Below are 18,878 nucleotides of genomic sequence, written 5' to 3'. Positions count from 1 at the left end.
AAGAGGACTCCCTCCGGCTTCCCTCCGGCCACCTGGCGAAAGTGGGCTCGCGTGTCGACCAACGCATCGAGCGACGCATCGGCGGACGCATCGACCAACCCTTCGACCAACCCTTCGACCAACCCTTCGACCAACCCTTCGACCAACGAGGAAAAGCTCCTCGACTACCTCAAGCGGACCACCGCCGATCTCGGCCGGACCCGCCGCCGGTTGCGCGAGGTCGAGGCGGCGGCACACGAGCCGATCGCCGTGGTCGCCACCGCCTGTCGCTACCCCGGCGGGGCGGACACGTCCGAGGAGTTGTGGCGGCTCGTCGCCGAAGAGGTCGACGCGGTCGGCGACTTCCCGCGCGACCGCGGCTGGGACGTCGACGGCATCTACGACCCGGACCCCGCCCGGGCCGGGCACACGTACACCCGGCGCGGCGGATTCCTCGCCGGCGCGGCCGACTTCGACGCCGAACTGTTCGGCGTCAACCCGCGCGAGGCGCTGGCCATGGACCCGCAACAGCGGTTGTTCCTGGAGACCTCCTGGGAGGTGTTCGAGCGCGCCGGCATCGACCCGACCTCGCTCAGTGGCAGTCGGGTCGGGGTGTTCGCCGGCGCCATCTCCTCCGGCTACGCCGAGCGGATCGTCGATGTGCCGGAAGAGGTCGAGGGATACCTCGGCACCGGCGGCATGGTCAGCGTCGTCTCCGGGCGCGTCGCCTACACCCTCGGCCTCCAGGGGCCGGCCGTCACGGTCGACACCGCGTGCTCGTCCTCGCTCGTGGCCATCCACCTCGCCGTGCACGCGCTGCGTCGCGGCGAGTGCACGATGGCACTGGCCGGCGGGGTGACCGTGCTGTCCACGCCCGGCATCTTCGTCGAGTTCAGCCGGCAGCGCGGCCTCGCCCCCGACGGGCGCTGCAAAGCGTTCGCCGCGGCGGCGGACGGGACCGGCTGGGCCGAGGGCGCGGGAGTGCTGCTGCTCGAACGGCTCGGCGACGCCGTCCGGGCCGGACACCGCGTACTGGCCGTCATCCGGGGCAGCGCCGTGAACCAGGACGGCGCCGGCAACGGCCTGACCGCCCCCAACGACCTCGCCCAGGAACGGGTCATCCGCCAAGCCCTCGACGCCGCACGGCTGAACGCCCACGACGTCGACGCGGTCGAGGCCCACGGCACCGGTACGGTCCTGGGCGACCCGATCGAGGCGCGGGCCCTGCTGGCCACCTACGGCCGCGACCGGCCCGCCGGACGACCGCTGCGCCTGGGCGCGGTCAAGTCGAACATCGGCCATACCGGCGCGGCGGCGGGCGTGGCCGGCGTGATCAAGATGATCGAGGCCATGCGGCACGAACTGCTGCCGCGCACACTGCACGTGGACGAGCCGACCCCGCACGTCGACTGGTCGTCCGGCGGCGTCGAACTCCTCACCTGCGCCCAACCCTGGCCGAGCGACGGCGGTCCGCGCCGGGCCGGGGTCTCCTCCTTCGGCGTGAGCGGCACCAACGCACACGTGATCGTGGAGGAGGCGCCGCGGTCGCCGGCGGAACCGGCGCCGGGCGAACCCGACGTGCCGACCGGCGCCGATACCCCCGCGTTGCCCTGGGTCCTCGGTGCCCGGGGCGACGAGGCGTTGCGGGACCAGGCCGCTCGGCTTGCCGCGTATCTGCGGGCGCGGCCGGGGTTTCGGCCCGCCGACGTGGGCTATTCGCTGGCCGTGTCCCGGGCCGCCCTCGATTCCCGTGCCGTCGTCGTGGGCACCGGTCCCGACGACCTGCTCGCCGGGCTCGACGCGCTGGCCCGGGGCGAGGACACCACCGGTGTCGTGCGCGGTCGAGTCCGCCAGGACACCCGCGTGGCCTACCTGTTCACCGGGCAGGGCGGTCAGCGTCCGGGCATGGGCCGGGAACTGTACGCGGCCTGGCCGGTGTTCGCCGACGCCTTCGATGCGGTGGCCCGGGAACTGGACGCCCGACTGGCCGGGCACGTCGAACGGCCGGTGGCCGAGGTCGTGCTGAGCGTCGACGATCCGGGCACGGCGGAACTGCTCGGGCGGACCGTCTACGCGCAGACCGGCCTGTTCGCGCTCCAGGTCGCCCTGTTCCGACTGTACGAATCGTGGGGCGTGCGCCCCGAGTTGCTTCTGGGCCACTCGATCGGCGAGTTGTCCGCCGCCCACCTGGCCGGGGTGTGGTCGCTGCCCGACGCGGCGGCGCTGGTCGCGGCCCGAGCGCTCGCGATGCAGGAACTGCCCTCCGGCGGCGCGATGGTCGCGGTCGCCGCGACCGAGGAGGAGGTACGCACCGCGATCGTCCACGCCGTCGCCGCGCTTGGCGGCGCGGTGGACGTGGCGGCGGTCAACGGCCCGGCCGCGGTGGTGGTCTCCGGGGACACCGAGCCGGTGCTCGCGCTGGCCCGACGCTTCGCCGAACACGGCCGCCGGACCCGGCGGTTGCAGACGAGCCACGCGTTCCACAGCGCGCACATGGACGGCCTGTCCGACCGGTTCCGCGAGGTGGCGGCGAGCGTTTCGGCGTCGGCTCCGCGTATCCCGGTCGTCTCCAACCGGACCGGCCGCCCCCTCACGGCGGAGGAGGCGGGCAGCGCGGACTACTGGGTCCGGCACGTGCGCGAGACGGTGCGGTTCGCCGACGGCCTCGCCGCGCTCGCCGACGCGGGCGCGACCGCGCTGATCGAACTGGGCCCCGACGGGGTGTTGACCGCGCTCGCCCGGGACTTCCCGGCCGCCCGCCGGTCCGGATCGGCCGCGATCCCGGTCTGCGTACCGGCCCTGCGCCGGGGTCGACCGGAGGCGGTCACCGCCGTACACGCCCTCGGCGCCCTGCACGCGTGCGGCAGTCGGATCGACGGCGAGCGGTTCTTCGCCGGCACCGGCGCCCGCCGGATCGAACTGCCCACCTACGCGTTCCGCCGCAGGCGCTACTGGCTCGACGTCGACGCGGGCGCGCCGACGCCGGCCGGCCCGGGGGCGATCGCCACCGGCCACCCGCTGCTCGGCGCCGAACTGAGCCTGGCGGCCGGCGACGGACCGGTCCTCACCGGACGGTTGTCCCGACGCACCCACCCGTGGCTGGCGGACCATGTGGTCGGCGGCAGCGTGCTCTTCCCCGGCACCGCGTTCGTGGAGGTCGCGATCCGGGCCGGTGACCGGGTGGGCTGCCCGCACGTGGCCGAACTCATGGTGGAGGCACCGCTCGTCGTCCCCGAGCACGACGCGGTGTGGATCCAGGTCACGGTCGGAGCGGTCGAGGAGGCCGGTCGCCGCCGGGTGGAGGTGCACTCCCGGCGCGAGGACACGGGCGATCACGGGTCGGGTACGGACGGCGCGTGGACCCGGCACGCGGTCGGCGTACTCACCCCCGAAGCCGTCGTCGAGACCACGTCCGACGCGGATCCCGCCACCTCGGCGCTGTGGCCGCCGCCCGGAGCCGAACCGATCGACCTCGGCGACTTCTACGCCGACCTCGCCGCCGGCGGCTTCGGGTACGGCCCGTCCTTCCGCGGCCTGCGCGCGGCCTGGCGGCTCGGCGATCACGTGTACGCCGAGGTCGCCCTGCCCGACGAACACCGCGCCACCGCAGCCGACTTCCTCCTGCACCCGGCGCTCTTCGACGCGGCCCTGCACGCCGGCGGCCTGATCGAGCACGGGCACGATCCCGGGCAGCCGCGACTGGTGTTCTCCTGGAGTGGGGTGAGCGTGCACGCCGTCGGCGCCGGTGCGCTGCGGGTACGCCTGTCGGTCACCGGCGCCGACGCGGTCGAACTGGTCGCCGCCGACGGCTCCGGCAACCCCGTGGTCTCGGTCCGCCAACTGGTGACGCGCCCGAACGGCCCCGCCGAGCCGGCCGGTGGCGAGCTGTACCGGCTCGACTGGGTTCCACTCGCCGTACCCGAGCAGCCGCAGGACACCGAGGACGAGGGCCCGTGGGCGGTGCTCGCCCCCGACCCCTTCGGCCTGCGCGACGCGCTGGAGCGGGCCGGGATCACGGCGCGCGACCATCCCGAACTCGTCCCGCTCGCCGAGGAGTCCGCCACGCCGACGGTGTTCCTGCTCCCGCTCGCCCCGGAGCCCGTGGCGGCGCTGCCCGACGCGGCCGACCGGGCCGTCGAGTGCATGCTGCACACCGTCCGGCAGTGGTTGGCCCACCCCGCCTGGGCGGCGACCCGGTTGGTCGTCGTCACACGCGGTGCGGTCGCGGCCCGCCCCGGCGAGGGTGTCACCGACCCGGTCCACGCGCCCGTCCGGGGCCTGCTGGGCTCGGTACAGGCCGAACACCCGGGGCGGTTCCTGCTTGTCGACATCGACCCGGACGCCGACGCGCCGACCACGCTGCCCGACGCCGTACGGGCGGCGTTCGCCGCCGGTGAGTCGCAGACCGCCCTGCGTGCGGGCGCGGCGCTGGTCCCGAGGATCGCCCGGGGCGACGACACCCGGCTGCTGCCCGCCGCCCCCGACGGCCCCTGGGTGCTGGACACCACCGGCGCGGGCGACCTGGACCGCCTCGCGCCGCTGCCCTTCCCGGACGCCGCCCGCTCGCTCGCCCCACACGAGATCCGGCTCGCGGTCCACGCCGCCGGCCTCAACTTCCGCGACGTGCTGGTCGGTCTGGGCGTGGTACCCGCGCACGTCGGCATGGGCACCGAGGCCGCCGGGATCGTCACCGAGGTCGGCTCGGCCGCCGGCGCCTGGCGACCCGGCGACCGCGTGACGGGCCGGGTGCCCGCAGCGCTCGGCCCGGTCGCCGTCGTCGACCACCGGGCCGTCGTGCGCATCCCGGCGGGATGGACGTTCGCCGAGGCCGCCGGCATGCCGGTCGCCTTCCAGACCGCCCACCACGCCCTGTTCGACGTCGCCGCCCTCAAGCCGGGCGAATCCGTCCTGATCCACGCGGCGGCCGGTGGCGTGGGCATGGCCGCCGTACAACTGGCCCGGCACCTCGGCGCCGAGGTCTACGCCACGGCGAGCCCCGGCAAATGGGACACCCTGCGCGAACTCGGCCTGGACGACCGGCACATCGCCTCCTCCCGCTCGCTCGACTTCGAGCACGCCTTCGCCGGCGCGGGCGACGGCCGCGGCGTCGACGTCGTGCTCAACGCGCTGGCCCGGGAGTATGTGGACGCCTCGCTGCGCCTGCTGGCACCCGGCGGCCGGCTGGTCGAACTCGGCAAGACCGACCGGCGCGACCCCGAAGCCGTCGCCGCGCGGTACCCGGGGGTGACCTACCACCCCTTCGTCGACCCCGGCCCCGAGCGCATCGGCCGCATCCTCACCGAGATCGTCGACCTCGTCGAAGGCGGCGCCCTGCACCTGCTCCCGGTGCGCACCTGGGACATCCGGGAGGCGGCACACGCTTACCGGTACATGAGCCAGGCCAGGCACATCGGCAAGATCGTGCTGACCGTGCCCGCCGCACTCGACCCCGAAGGCACCGTACTGATCACCGGGGGTACCGGCGCCCTCGGCGGCCTGCTGGCCCGGCACCTGGTGACCGAGCACGGTGTCGGACACCTGCTGCTCACCGGTCGGGCCGGCGAGCGGGCCCCGGGCGCCCGGGCACTGCGCGAGGAACTGCACCGGCTGGGCGCCCGGCACGTCGAGATCGTCGCCTGCGACGTCGCCGACCGGGAGCAACTGGCCGGCGTACTGGCCCGGGTGCCCGCCGCGCACCCCCTGACCGCCGTCGTGCACGCCGCCGGCGTGGTCGAGGACGGCGTGGTCACGTCCATGACCGGCGACGGGCTGCGCCGGGTGTTGCGCCCGAAGATCGCCGGCGCGATGAACCTGCACCGGTTGACCGCCGACGCCGCCCTCGCGATGTTCGTGCTGTACTCGTCGGTGGCCGGGGTGGTCGGCGGCGCGGGACAGGGCGGCTACGCAGCGGCCAATACCTTCCTCGACGCGCTGGCCCACCACCGCCGGGCGGCCGGGCTGCCCGGCGTCTCGCTGGCCTGGGGGTTGTGGGACCAGGCGAGTGAGATCACCGCCGGCCTCGGTCCGGCCGACCGGGCCCGGTCGGCGCGCTCGGGGATGGTGCCGCTGTCCGCCGGGCAGGGCCTGGCCCTGTTCGACGCGGCCACGAAACTGCCGGATCCGCTGCTGCTGCCGCTGCGCTTCGACGGCGCGGCACTGGAACGCGGCGCCGGCACGGTGCCCGCGGTGTTGCGCGGCCTGGTGCGCGGCCCGGGACGGCGGAGCGCTCGCACCACCGCACGGGCGGAGCCGGCCGCCGACCTGGGACGGCGCCTGGCCGCATCGACCGAGGCGGACCGGCGCAGGCTGCTGGTCGACCTGGTTTGCGGCCACGCGGGCACCGTGCTGGGCCTCGGCGGCGCGGACGCGGTGGACCCGTACCGTGGCTTCACCGACATCGGCTTCGACTCGCTGACCGCCGTGGAACTGCGCAACCGCCTCGACGTCGCCACCGACCTGCGGCTGCCCGCCACCCTGGTCTTCGACCACCCGACCCCGGCCGACCTCGCGGACCACCTGTACGCCGAACTCGTCCCCGACACCGACACCTCCGCCGCGGTGCCCGCGCTGCTCGCCGAACTCGACCGCCTGGCCGTCCGGCTCGCCGAGGTGCGGGCCGACGAGGACGACCGCGCCGAGATCGCGGGCCGGCTCGACCGGCTGCGCAGCGCGTGGCGCGGCCGGGAGGAGTACGCCGCCGGGGACGGCGCCTCGACATCCGCTGCCGCTCGGCTCGAAGCGGCGAGCGCGGACGAGGTGCTCGACTTCATCGATCGCGAACTCGGGTCGTCCTGATCGGGTTGACCTTGCCGTACAGCTCCGTCGAGTCCCCGGCACAACTCGGGTCGGCCCTGTTTCAGCCTCGTTCAGCTTCCGTCAGCCCCGTACAGCCCAGGAAGGACCGACACGACCATGCCGGACCGCGACCCGCCGGACAACCACAAGCTGGTCGGCTACCTCAAGCGCGTGGCCGCGGAACTGCACGACGCTCGCGCGGAGTTGCGCCGCATCGAGGAGCGGGACACGGAGCCCGTCGCGATCGTCGCGATGGCCTGCCGCTTCCCGGGCGGGGTGGCCTCGCCCGAGGACCTGTGGCGCCTGGTGGCCGAGGGGCGCGACGCGATCGGACCGCTGCCCACCGATCGCGGCTGGGACGTGGACGGGCTCGACGCCGTCACCGAGAGCCGGGTGCGGCAGGGCGGATTCCTCGACCGTGTGGCCGACTTCGACCCCGAGTTCTTCGGGATCTCGCCGCGCGAGGCCCTGGCGATGGACCCGCAGCAGCGTGTGCTGCTCGAAGTGGGCTGGGAGTTGTTCGAACGCGCCGGCCTGGATCGCGCCGCCGTGCGCGGCAGCCGTACCGGCGTCTTCGTCGGCGGCGGCTGGACCGGCTACGGCAGCGACCTGGGCGAGGTGCCCGACGGCGTCGGCGACCACCTGGCCACGGGGACGATCATCAGCGTCCTGTCCGGCCGCCTCGCCTTCCTGTACGGGCTCGAAGGCCCCGCCGTCACCGTCGACACCGCGTGCTCGTCCTCGCTGGTCGCGCTGCACCTCGCCGTCCGGGCGCTGCGCGGCGGCGAATGCACGATGGCGCTGGCCGGCGGGGTCACGGTGATGCCGCACATGGGCGTGTTCGGCGCGTCCGGCCGGCAGCACGGCATGGCACCGGACGGCCGATGCAAGGCCTTCGGCGCCGGCGCGGACGGCACCGGCTGGTCCGAGGGCGCCGGACTGCTCCTGCTGCAACGGCTCTCCGACGCGCGCCGCGCCGGCCGGCGGGTACTCGCCGTGGTGCGCGGCAGCGCGGTCAACCAGGACGGCGCCGGCAGCGGCCTGACCACGCCCAACGGCTCCGCGCAACGCCGGGTGATCCGGCAGGCGTTGGCCGACGCCCGGCTCACCCCGGACGACATCGACGCGGTCGAGGCGAGTGCCACCGGCACCCCCCTCGGCGACCCGATCGAGGCCCGGGCCCTGCTGGCCGGCTACGGGTCGGGCCGCGACCCCCGGCAACCCCTGTGGCTCGGCTCCCTCAAGTCCAACGTGGGCCACACCCAGTCGGCCGCCGGCGTCGCGGGTGTGATCAAGACGGTCATGGCGCTGCGCCACGGCGTGCTGCCCAAAACGCTGCACGTGGACGAGCCGACGCCGCACGTGGACTGGTCGGCCGGCACCGTACGCCTGCTGACCGAGGCGCGGCCGTGGCCCGACACCGGCGAACGGCCGCGCCGGGCCGGGGTCTCGTCCTTCGGGATCAGCGGCACCAACGCGCACGTCGTCGTCGAACAGGCGCCGGAAGAGTCCGAGTTCGAGCCGGAGCGGATCGCGGTCGTGAACCGGCCGCCGGCGCCCTGGGTGTTGTCGGCGCGCGACGAGGAGGGGCTGCGCGCACAGGCGGAACGACTGGCGACCCGGGTCACCGCCGAGCCCGACCTTGTGCCCGACGACGTCGCCTACTCGCTGGCCACCACCAGGACGGCACTGGCCTGCCGCGCCGCGGTGACCGCCGCCGACCTCGACGGCTTCGCCGCACGGCTACGGGCCCTGGCCGCCGGCGAGGGGACGGCCGTGATGGCCGCACGGGACCCGCGGCCGGTCTTCGTCTTCCCGGATCACGGCCCGTCGTACCGGACCGACCCGTTCCGGGAACTGCTCGACATGAGCCCGGAGTTCGCCGCGACCATCGCGGAGTGTCAGAGTGCGCTCGACCCCTGGGTCGACTGGTCGATCGCCGAGCTTTTGCGCGCGACGGACGAGCGGGCGCCGACCCGGGTCGATGTCGCCGAGCCCCTGTCGTGGGCCGTGGCGGTCGCGTTCGCTCGGCTCTGGCAGGCGCACGGCGTGCAACCCGCCGCCGTGGTGGGCCACGGGCACGGCGAGATCGCCGCGGCCTGCGTCGCGGGCGGCCTGACCCTGGCGGACGGCGCCAAGGTGGCCGCCCTGCGCGGGCGGGCCCTGCACGAACTGGCCGGCACCGGCGGCATGGTCGCCGGCGCGGTGTCGGACCACGCGCCGAACACGCCCCACGTGGAGGCGATCCGCGCCCGGCTGACGCGGGACCTGGCCGACATCGCGCCGATGCCGGCCACGGTGCCGTTCCACTCCTCGGCGACCGGCACGCCGGCGGACACCGCCGTGCTCGACGCCGACCACTGGTACGGGAATCCGTGGCGGCAGGTGCGCTTCGACGACGCCGTCGGCGGCCTGTCGAGCGAGGGGCACAACGTCTTCGTCGAGATCGGCGCCCAACCGGTCCTCACCATCGCGTCGGCCGACACGATCGCCGCCGACGTGCCGGCGGTCGTGCCGGCGATCTTCCCGCGGAGGGCGGACGGTTCCGGCGGCTTCGCCGGGGCCCTGGCCGCCGCGCATGTGCACGGGCTCGACGTCGACTGGCGGCATCTGTTCGACGGGTCGGCGGTGCCGCCGCGCCGGGTGGATCTGCCGACCTACGCGTTCCGGCGTCGGCGCTTTTGGCCGGTGACCGTCGATGACGGGGAGGCCGGCGGCGGACATCCGCTGCTCGGCGCCCGACCCGCGCGACTCGCCGCCGGGCCGGCCGGCGCCGACGGCGGCGCACCGGTTCGCGGCAACTCCTCGACGGGGAACGGTGATCCGGACGCCGACCGCCTCGTTCGCGAGTTGCTCGCCCTCGACGCGCCGGCGCGCGAACGTGCGCTCACCCGACTGGTCCGGGCCCAGGCCGCGGCGGCCCTCGGCTACGACACCGCCGAAGCCGTCGACCCGGACAGCCCGTTCAGGAGCCTCGGCGTCGACTCCGTCATCGCCCTCGACCTGCGCAACCGCCTGGCCGCACACATCGGCCGGCAACTGCCCGCCACCCTGGTCTTCGACCACCCCACGGTCGTCGCGCTCGCCCGACACCTGGGCACCGAACTACTCACCCCCGGGGCCCAGTTTCCGTCGCATCCGGCACTTGTCCCGACCCGCGCCGACCACGAACCGCTCGCCATCGTCGGCATGGCCTGCCGCTTCCCGGGCGGCGTCGGCTCGCCCGAGGACCTGTGGCGCATGCTGGCCGACGGCCGCGACGGACTGACCGACTTCCCCACCGACCGCGGATGGCCGCTCGACGGGCTCTACCACCCCGATCCCGACCACCCCGGCACCAGTTACGTGCGCTCGGGCGGCTTCGTCGAGCACGCGACCGACTTCGACGCGGGCTTCTTCGGCATCTCGCCGCGCGAGGCGTTGGCGATGGATCCGCAACAGCGCCTCCTCCTGGAGACCTCCTGGGAGGTGTTCGAACGGGCCGGGATCGACCCCGTCACCCTGCGCGGTTCGGACACCGGCGTGTTCGTCGGCGCGGTCGACATCGGCTACCCCACCGGAATGCACGTACCCGACGAACTCGGCGGCTACCTCGGCACCGGGAACGCCGCGAGCGTCGCCTCCGGCCGCCTCGCCTACACCTTCGGCCTGGAGGGGCCGGCGATCACGGTCGACACGGCCTGTTCGTCCTCGCTGGTCGCGCTGCACCTGGCCGGGCAGGCGCTGCGTGGCGGCGAATGCTCCATGGCGCTGGCCGGCGGTGTCACGGTGTACGCCAACCCCGCGGCGTTCGTGGAGTTCAGCCGACAGCGGGTGCTCGCCGCCGACGGCCGGTGCAAGCCGTTCGCGTCCGCCGCCGACGGTACCGGCTGGTCCGAGGGCATCGGCATGCTGCTCGTCGAACGACTGTCCGACGCGCGTCGCAACGGCCACCGCGTCCTGGCGACCATCCTCGGCTCGGCCGTCAACCAGGACGGCGCGAGCAACGGCCTGACCGCGCCCAACGGACCCGCGCAACAACGGGTGATCCGCCAGGCGTTGGCGAATGCCGGTCTGACCGCGCGGGACGTGGACGCCGTCGAGGCACACGGCACCGGCACCGCCCTCGGCGACCCGATCGAGGCCCGGGCCCTGATCGCCACCTACGGCCGGGAACACCACGCGGACGAGCCGGTGTGGCTGGGCGCGCTCAAGTCCAACATCGGGCACACCACCGCCGCCGCGGGCGTGGCCGGGGTGATCAAGATGGTGTTGGCGATGCGGCATGGCGTGGTGCCGAAGACGCTGCACGTCGATGCGCCGACGCCGCATGTGGACTGGTCGGCCGGCACGGTGGAGTTGTCGACCGAGGCGCGTCCGTGGCCGGAGACGGGCCGGCCGCGTCGGGCCGCCGTGTCGTCGTTCGGGATCAGCGGGACGAACGCGCACACCGTGCTCGAATACCGCCCGCCCGAGCCGGCCGACCCGCCCGAGCTGCCGGGCACCGATGCGGGAGTCGATCCGGGCGTACTGCCGTACCTGCTCTCGGCCAAAACACCGCAAGCGCTCGCCGCCCAGGCCGAACGGCTGCATGCGCACCTCACCGCCGAAGGCGCCGGGATCGCCCCGGCCGACCTCGCCGCCGCGCTGGCCGGCAGCCGCGCCGCACTGGAGCACCGGGCGGTGGTGACGGCCGCGGACCGGGCCGAGTTGCTGGCCGGCCTTGCCGCCCTCGCGGCGGGAGACCCGATCGGCACCGTGACCGTCGGCCTCGCACGGGCGGGCCGCCGACCGGTGTTCCTCTTCGGCGGCCAAGGCGGTCAGCGGGTCGGGATGGGGCGTGAACTGCACGCCGTCCATCCGGCGTTCGCGGCGGCCTTCGACGAGGTCGTGTCCGCGTTGGACGACCGGTTGGCCGGGCACGTGGCGTATTCGGTGCGGGACGTGGTCTTCGGGATGAAGGGCACCGAAGGGCTCCTGGACGAGACGGTGTTCGCCCAGGCCGGGTTGTTCGCGGTGGAGTGCGCGCTGTTCCGACTGGTCGAATCGTTCGGCGTGCGGCCGGAGTTCCTGCTCGGGCACTCGATCGGGGAGTTGGCCGCCGCACATGTCGCGGGTGTGTGGTCGCTCGCGGACGCGGCGACCGTCGTCGCGGCGCGTGGGCGGTTGATGCAGGCGCTGCCGGCGGGTGGGGCGATGGTCGCGGTGCAGGCCACCGAGGACGAGGTTCGCAGCACCCTGGACAGGCGGGGCGCGGCGTGTGTGGCCGCCGTCAACGGGCCTGTATCCGTGGTGGTTTCGGGGGATGAGGACGCCGTACTGGCGGTGGCCGCGCGCTTCGCGGAGCAGGGTCGGCGGACCAGGAGGCTGCGGGTCGGCCACGCGTTCCACTCGGCACGGATGGAGCCGATGCAGGCCGAATTCCGTGCCGTGCTGGCGGGCGTCTCCTACGCCGACCCGCGGATTCCGATGTTGTCCAACCTCACCGGCTCCGTCGCCGGCGCCGGCGAGTTGGCGAGCCCGGACTACTGGCTGCGTCAGGTACGCGAGCCGGTCCGCTTCGCCGACTGTGTCGCGTGGGTGCGGGCTTCGGGTGATCTTGCACTGGTCGACGTCGGGCCCGACGGGGCGTCCACCGCGATGGCCCGCGAATGCCTCGGCCCGGCCGCCCAGACACCGACCGCCCAGACACCGACCGCCGAGACACCCGCCGTCGCGCTGCTGCGCCGGGACAGGCCGGAACGGGCCACGTTCACCGCCGCCCTGGGTGCGCTGCACGTACACGGGACACCCGTCGACTGGTCCGCGCTGCTCACCGGTCGCGGCGCGGCGGTCGACCTGCCCACCTACCCGTTCCAGAGACAGCGCTACTGGCTCGACCCGCTGCCCGACACGCGCACGGCCGGCGACCCGGACAGGTGGCGGTATCGCGCCGAATGGACCCCGTGGACCGAACGATCCGACACCGAACCGACCGGCACCTGGCTCGTGGTGAGCCATCCGGCGAGCCCGTACACGGACGCCTGCGTGCAAGCGCTCGAAGGGTGCGGTGCCGCCGTGACCCGGCTTCGGGTCGACGCGACGGAGTGCGACCGCGGCGTCCTCGCCGAGCACCTGCGCCGCCTCGGCCCGCTCGACGGTGTGCTCTCGCTGCTGTCCGACCTGCCGGGTGAACCCGCCGACCTGCCGGGACTCACCCACGGCTTGGCGGCCACCCTCGCCCTCGCCCGGGCGTTCGCCGACACCCGACCCGGAGGCAGATTGTGGTGCGTGACCTCCGGCGCGGTATCCGTCGCGGAGCGCGACCCGCTCGGCTCCGCCGACCAGGCCGGGATCTGGGGATTCGGCCGCACCGCTGCGCTCGAACTGCCCGGCCTGTGGGGCGGTCTCGTGGATCTACCCGACGGCACGCGGCCCACGGTCGACACCGTGACGGAGGAGTCCGACGCCGTCGACGTCCGGTCCCGGCTCGCCGGCGTGCTCGCACAGGGCGCCGAGGACCAGGTGGCGATCCGTGCCGACGGCGTTCACGTACGCCGCCTGGTCCGCGCGCCCGCCACCGCCCGGACCGCCGACCGGCCCTGGCAGCCCACCGGCACGGTACTGATCACCGGCGGCACCGGCGGCCTCGGCGCGCACGTGGCGCGCTGGGCGGCGGGCGCGGGCGCGGAGCGGGTGGTCCTGGCCGCGCGTCGGGGTGCGCGAGCCCCCGGGGCGCAAGACCTCGCGGCCGAACTGTCCGGCCTCGGCGTCGCCGTACTGATCGAGAGTTGCGATACGGCCGACCGGCACGCCGTGGAGCGTCTGGTCGAGCGGATCGACGTCGACGGGCCGCCGCTGAGCGCGGTGGTACACGCCGCCGGGGTGGCCCAGGCGGCCCTGATCGCGGACACCGATCCGGTCGAGGCGGCGCGCGTCATCGCGGGCAAGGCCGCCGGTGCCGCCCACCTGGACGCCGTGCTGGGCGAGCGCCCACTGGCGGCGTTCGTGCTCTTCTCGTCGATCGCCGGCGTCTGGGGCAGCGGCGGCCAGGGTGTCTACGCGGCTGCCAACGCACACCTCGACGCGCTCGCCCGGGACCGGCGCGCCCGCGGCCTGACCGCCACGTCGATCGCCTGGGGCCCGTGGGCCGGGGGCGGCATGGTCGAGCAGGCCGACGGGAACCGGCTCGCCCGGCTCGGCCTGCGCGCGATGGACCCGCAGGCCGCCGTGACCGCGATGACCCGCGCGGTGGGCCGCGGCGACGCCGATGTGGTCGTCGCCGACGTCGACTGGCCCGCCTTCGCCGCGAGTTTCACGTCGTCGCGCCCGAGTCCGCTGCTCCGCGGCCTGCCCGAGGTCGACGCCGCGCTCGCCGCACCGGCCGCCGGAGCCGGCGCGGCGGACCCCGACCTGATCGGGCGGCTGGCCGCGGCGGGTCCGACGGAACGCGAGGCGATCCTGCTCGACCTCGTACGCGGCCAGGTCGCGGCCGTCCTGGGTCACACCTCGGCCGCGCGGATCCGGGCCGACCAGGCGTTCGGCGACCTGGGTTTCGACTCGCTGACCGCCGTCGACCTGCGCGACCGGCTCGGTCGGGTGACCGGCGTCGAGCTGCCGAGCACGCTGGTGTTCGACCACCCGACACCCGTCGACCTGGCCGCCCGACTGCGGGCCGCGCTGACCGCCGGCGACCCATCGGTGCTCACCCCGGTGCTGGCCGAACTCGACGGCCTGGAAGCCGCGTTCGATCGGGTCGCCGACGAGGACCCGCAGGTCCGGGCCCGGGTTGTGCTGCGCATGCGGCGCTTCGTCGAACGGCTCGGCGCCCTCGATCGGGACGACACCGCGACCCCCGACGGAGCCGGAGTCGAGGCCGCCTCCGACGACGAACTGTTCGCGCTGCTCGACCACCATCTCGAAGCCCCCGGGCAGACCCCGAAAGGTGACCACTCATGAGCGGCGGCGAAGACCGACTTCGGGACTACCTCAAGCGCGCGACCGTCGACCTCCAGCGGGCCCGCGCCCGCATCGCCGAGTTGGAGCGACCACCCGAGCCGATCGCCGTGATCGGCATGGCCTGCCGCTACCCCGGCGGCGTGCGCTCGCCCGAGGACCTGTGGCGGCTGGTCGCCGACGGGGTGGACGCGGTGAGCGGCTTCCCGAACGATCGGGGCTGGGCGGTGGACGAGCTTTACCACCCCGATCCCGAACACCGGGGCACCAGTTACACGCGCGAGGGCGGATTCCTCGCCGGCGCGGGCGAGTTCGACGCCGGCTTCTTCGGGATCTCGCCGCACGAGGCGCTGGTCATGGACCCGCAGCAGCGGCTGCTCCTGGAGACCTCCTGGGAGGCGTTCGAACGGGCCGGGATCGATCGGCGTGCCCTGAAAGGCAGTTCGACCGGAGTCTTCGTCGGCGGCACCCCCAGCGGCTACGGCTTCGGGGTCGAGCGCCTGCCGGACGGGGTCGAGGGATATGCGCTCACCGGCGGGGTCGGCAGCGCGATGTCGGGCCGGGTGTCCTACGTGCTCGGCCTCGAGGGCCCGTCGGTGACCGTGGACACCGCGTGTTCGTCCGCGCTGGTGGCGCTGCACCTCGCCGTGCAGGCGCTGCGCGGCGGCGAGTGCACGATGGCCCTCGCGGGCGGCGCGAGCGTGATCGTGAACCCGGCCGTCTTCGTCGAGTTCAGCCGGCAGGGCGTGTTGTCCGCCGACGGCCGGTGCAAGTCGTTCGCCGCCGCGGCCGACGGTACCGGGTGGGCCGAGGGGGTCGGGATGCTCCTGGTCGAACGGCTGAGCGACGCGCGGCGCAGGGGGCACCCGGTACTGGCCGTGGTGCGCGGCACCGCGGTCAACCAGGACGGCGCGAGCAACGGCCTCACCGCCCCCAACGGCCCCGCGCAACGACGAGTGATCGAGGGGGCGTTGGCGAACGCGGGCCTGGCCCCCGCCGACATCGACGCGGTGGAGGCGCACGGTACCGGCACCCGGCTCGGCGACCCGATCGAGGCCCGGGCGCTGATCGCCACGTACGGCGGCGGCCGGGACCCCGAACGGCCGCTGTGGATCGGCTCGGTGAAATCCAACATCGGGCACACCGCCGCCGCCGCGGGCGCCGCCGGGGTCATCAAGATGGTGATGGCGATGCGCCACGGCGTGCTGCCCGGGACGTTGCACGTGGATGCGCCGACCCCGCACGTCGACTGGACCGCGGGCGCCGTCGAAGTACTCGCCGAGGCCAGGAGTTGGCCCGGCGACGGAACACCGCGCCGCGCCGGCGTATCGTCCTTCGGGATCAGCGGTACCAATGCGCATCTGATCCTCGAACAGGCCCCCGAGGCGGCCCCGGTCGCCGACGGGGAAGGGGGGTCCGGCGCACCGGTGTTGACCGACCCCGCCGTGCTGCCGTTCGTCCTGTCCGCGGACAGCCCCGAGGGCCTGCGGGCCCAAGCCGCGCGGCTGGCCGCCCACCTGGACACCGACGCCGGCCGGGACGCCACGCTGCCCGACCTGGCACACTCCCTGCACGTCACCCGATCCGCCCTGGACCACCGCGCCGTGATCCGGGTCGGCGACCGCGACCGACTCCGGAAGGCGCTGGCGGGCCTCGCCGCCGGCACCCCGACCGCCGCGGTGACCCGGGGCCAGGCCCGGTACGGCGAACGTGTCGTGTTCGTCTTCCCCGGCCAGGGCTCCGAGTGGGTCCGGATGGCGGCCGAACTGCTCGACCACGCACCGGTGTTCGCCGCACAGATCGCGGCGTGTCAGCAGGCCCTCGCCCCGCACGTGGACTGCTCCCTCGAAGAGTGGTTGCGCGCCGACGCCGACACCGCGCAGGAGTGGTTGACCCGCATCGACGTACTGCCGGTGGTGTTGTGGGCGGTGATGATCGCCCTGGCCGAACTGTGGCGCGCCTGCGGTGTCGAACCCGCCGCCGTGGTGGGCCACTCGCAGGGGGAGATCGCCGCCGCCCATATCGCGGGCGCCCTGACCCTGGCCGACTCCGCGAAGATCGTCGCCCTGCGCAGCCGAACCGTCGCGGCACTGGCCGGCCGCGGCGGCGTGCTCTCCGTCGGTGAACCCGCCGCCCGGGTCGCCACACGGTTGGCACGGTGGCCCGGCCGGTTGTCGATCGCCGTGCTCAACGGCCCTGTCTCCACCGGGGTCTCCGGCGACACCGCCGCCCTGGCCGAACTCTCCGCGGAATACACGGCCGAGGGCATCCGCCACTGGCGCATTCCCACCACCTACGCCTCGCACAGCCCCCAGGTGGAGGAGATCCGCGATCGGCTGGTCGATGTCCTCGCCGGGATCGAACCGCGCCCGGCCCGCATCCCGTTCCACTCGACGGTCACCGCCGGCCGGCACGACACCACCGACCTCGACGCCGACTACTGGTACCGCAACCTGCGGCAGACCGTGCGCTTCGAGGAGACCGTGCGCAACCTGGTCGACGCCGGACACACCGCCTTCGTCGAGATCAGCCCGAATCCCCTGTTGGTCCCGGTCATCGAGCAGATGCTGGACGCAACGGACCGCACCGCCGTCGTGCTCGGCACACTGCGCCACGGCCGGTCGGACATGGCCCGATTCCTCGGCTCGCTCGCCGAAGCCCACGTGCACGGGCTGCCGGTCGCGTGGAACGCGGTCCTGGGCGCCGACTTCGGCCGGCGGGTGCCGCTGCCGACCTACGCGTTCCGACACCGGCACTACTGGCTGGAGCCCGGCGGCGGCCGGGCCGGCGCGGACGAGGTCGGGCTCGCCCCCGTCGACCATCCGCTGCTGCGCGCCGGCACCACCTTGTCCGACCTCGGCCGGTCGGTGCTGACCGGGTCGATCTCGGCGCGTACGCACCCCTGGGTTGCGGAACACGCCGTCGGCGACACCGCCGTGCTGCCCGCAACGGCCCTGGTGGAGCTGGCGATCCGGGCGGCCGACGAGGTGGGCTGTGGCCGCGTCGACGAACTCGACCTCGACGCACCGCTGATCCTGCCGTCGACGGGTGGAGTGCGGCTGCAGGTCGTGGTGGGCCCACCGGACGGGACGGGCCGTCGCGAACTCACCGTGCACTCCCGCCCGGTGGGCAACGGGTCGGCGGACGAGGGGGGTTGGCAGCTCCATGCCACCGCCGTACTCGATCCGCGCGGCGCCCCCGCGGACTTCGACCTCACCACCTGGCCGCCGTCCGGTGCCGTCGCGGTGGACACCGATGCCGTCCGGGACCGGGCTCGGGCCGTCGGCTGGGCGTACGGGCCTGCCTTCCAGGGCCCGGAGCAGGTCTGGCGGGTGGGCGAAGTGGTGTACGCGGAGGTCGCGGTGGGAGAGCGGGAGCGCGCCGAGGCCGGGCGCTACGGCCTGCATCCGGTGCTGCTCGACCTCGCGCTCCAGGCGTACGACCGGGCCGACTCGGGTGATGCGCACGACGGGGTTTTGCTGCCGTGGGTCTGGCACGGCGTCTCGCTGCACGCCTCGGGAGCGCGGCGGCTGCGGGTGCGGCTCGTGCCTCGGGGCGCGGACGCGGTCACCGTGCTGGTGGCCGACGCCACGGGTGCTCCGGTGTTGCGTGCCGAGTCCGTCGAACTGCGCCGGGTCCGGGTCCAACGGGCGATCGGCGCCGATGTGCAGCGTGGCCCCGCCCGGGGACCGGTTCGGAGGGTGGCGGTCGACGACGCGACGGGCTCGGGGCCCTCGCTCGGGCGGCGGTTGTCCGGACTGTCCGCGGCGGACCGCGAGGACGTCCTCGTCGACCTGGTCCGCGCGCAGGCCGCCGCGGTCCTGGGCCACGGGTCGGCGGGCGCGGTGGACCCGGACCGGGCCTTCCGCGACCTCGGCTTCGAGTCCGTCACCGCCGTGGAACTGCGCAACCGCCTCACCGCCGACACCGGACTGCGGCTGCCCGCGACGCTGGTCTTCGACTACCCCACTTCCGTCGACCTGGCGCGTCGGCTGCTTGCGGATCTGGCTCCCGAACCGGCCGAGGCGCCGCCTTCCGGCCCGGCGGCGCCGGACCCATCGGGCGTCGGCGGCACGCCCGCCCACGACCGCACCGAGGAGGCGGTGGCGTCGATCGCAAAGATGGACGCCGACGAACTCGTGCGCCTCGCCCTCGACGGCCTCGACGAGGTCTGACGGCGGTGCCGGCCT

The 18,878-nt window shown here is 74.7% G+C and carries 3 protein-coding genes; all 3 read left to right on the top strand.

Annotation, left to right across the window (positions count from 1 at the left end; all coding sequences use genetic code 11):
* The first annotated feature begins 51 nt into the window (after positions 1-51).
* The 3 genes from ACFXKZ_RS20360 to ACFXKZ_RS20350 all read left to right on the top strand — a co-directional run bounded on the left by ACFXKZ_RS20360 (position 52) and on the right by ACFXKZ_RS20350 (position 18,863).
* Positions 52-6,774, top strand: coding sequence for an SDR family NAD(P)-dependent oxidoreductase (locus ACFXKZ_RS20360; RefSeq protein ID WP_380002280.1), 6,723 nt, complete (start codon positions 52-54; stop codon positions 6,772-6,774).
* A 171-nt stretch (positions 6,775-6,945) separates the two neighbouring features.
* Positions 6,946-14,691: an SDR family NAD(P)-dependent oxidoreductase gene (locus ACFXKZ_RS20355; protein WP_380002654.1), complete on the top strand. Its 7,746-nt coding sequence runs from the start codon at positions 6,946-6,948 to the stop codon at positions 14,689-14,691.
* Positions 14,688-18,863, top strand: a complete 4,176-nt coding sequence (locus ACFXKZ_RS20350; protein ID WP_380002279.1) for a type I polyketide synthase — start codon at positions 14,688-14,690, stop codon at positions 18,861-18,863. The genes ACFXKZ_RS20355 and ACFXKZ_RS20350 overlap by 4 nt, the downstream gene beginning before the upstream one ends.
* Positions 18,864-18,878 lie beyond the last annotated feature (15 nt).

Source organism: Embleya sp. NPDC059237 (assembly GCF_042754105.1).
GTDB lineage: Bacteria > Actinomycetota > Actinomycetes > Streptomycetales > Streptomycetaceae > Embleya.
This window is presented reverse-complemented; position numbering and strand designations above follow the sequence as displayed.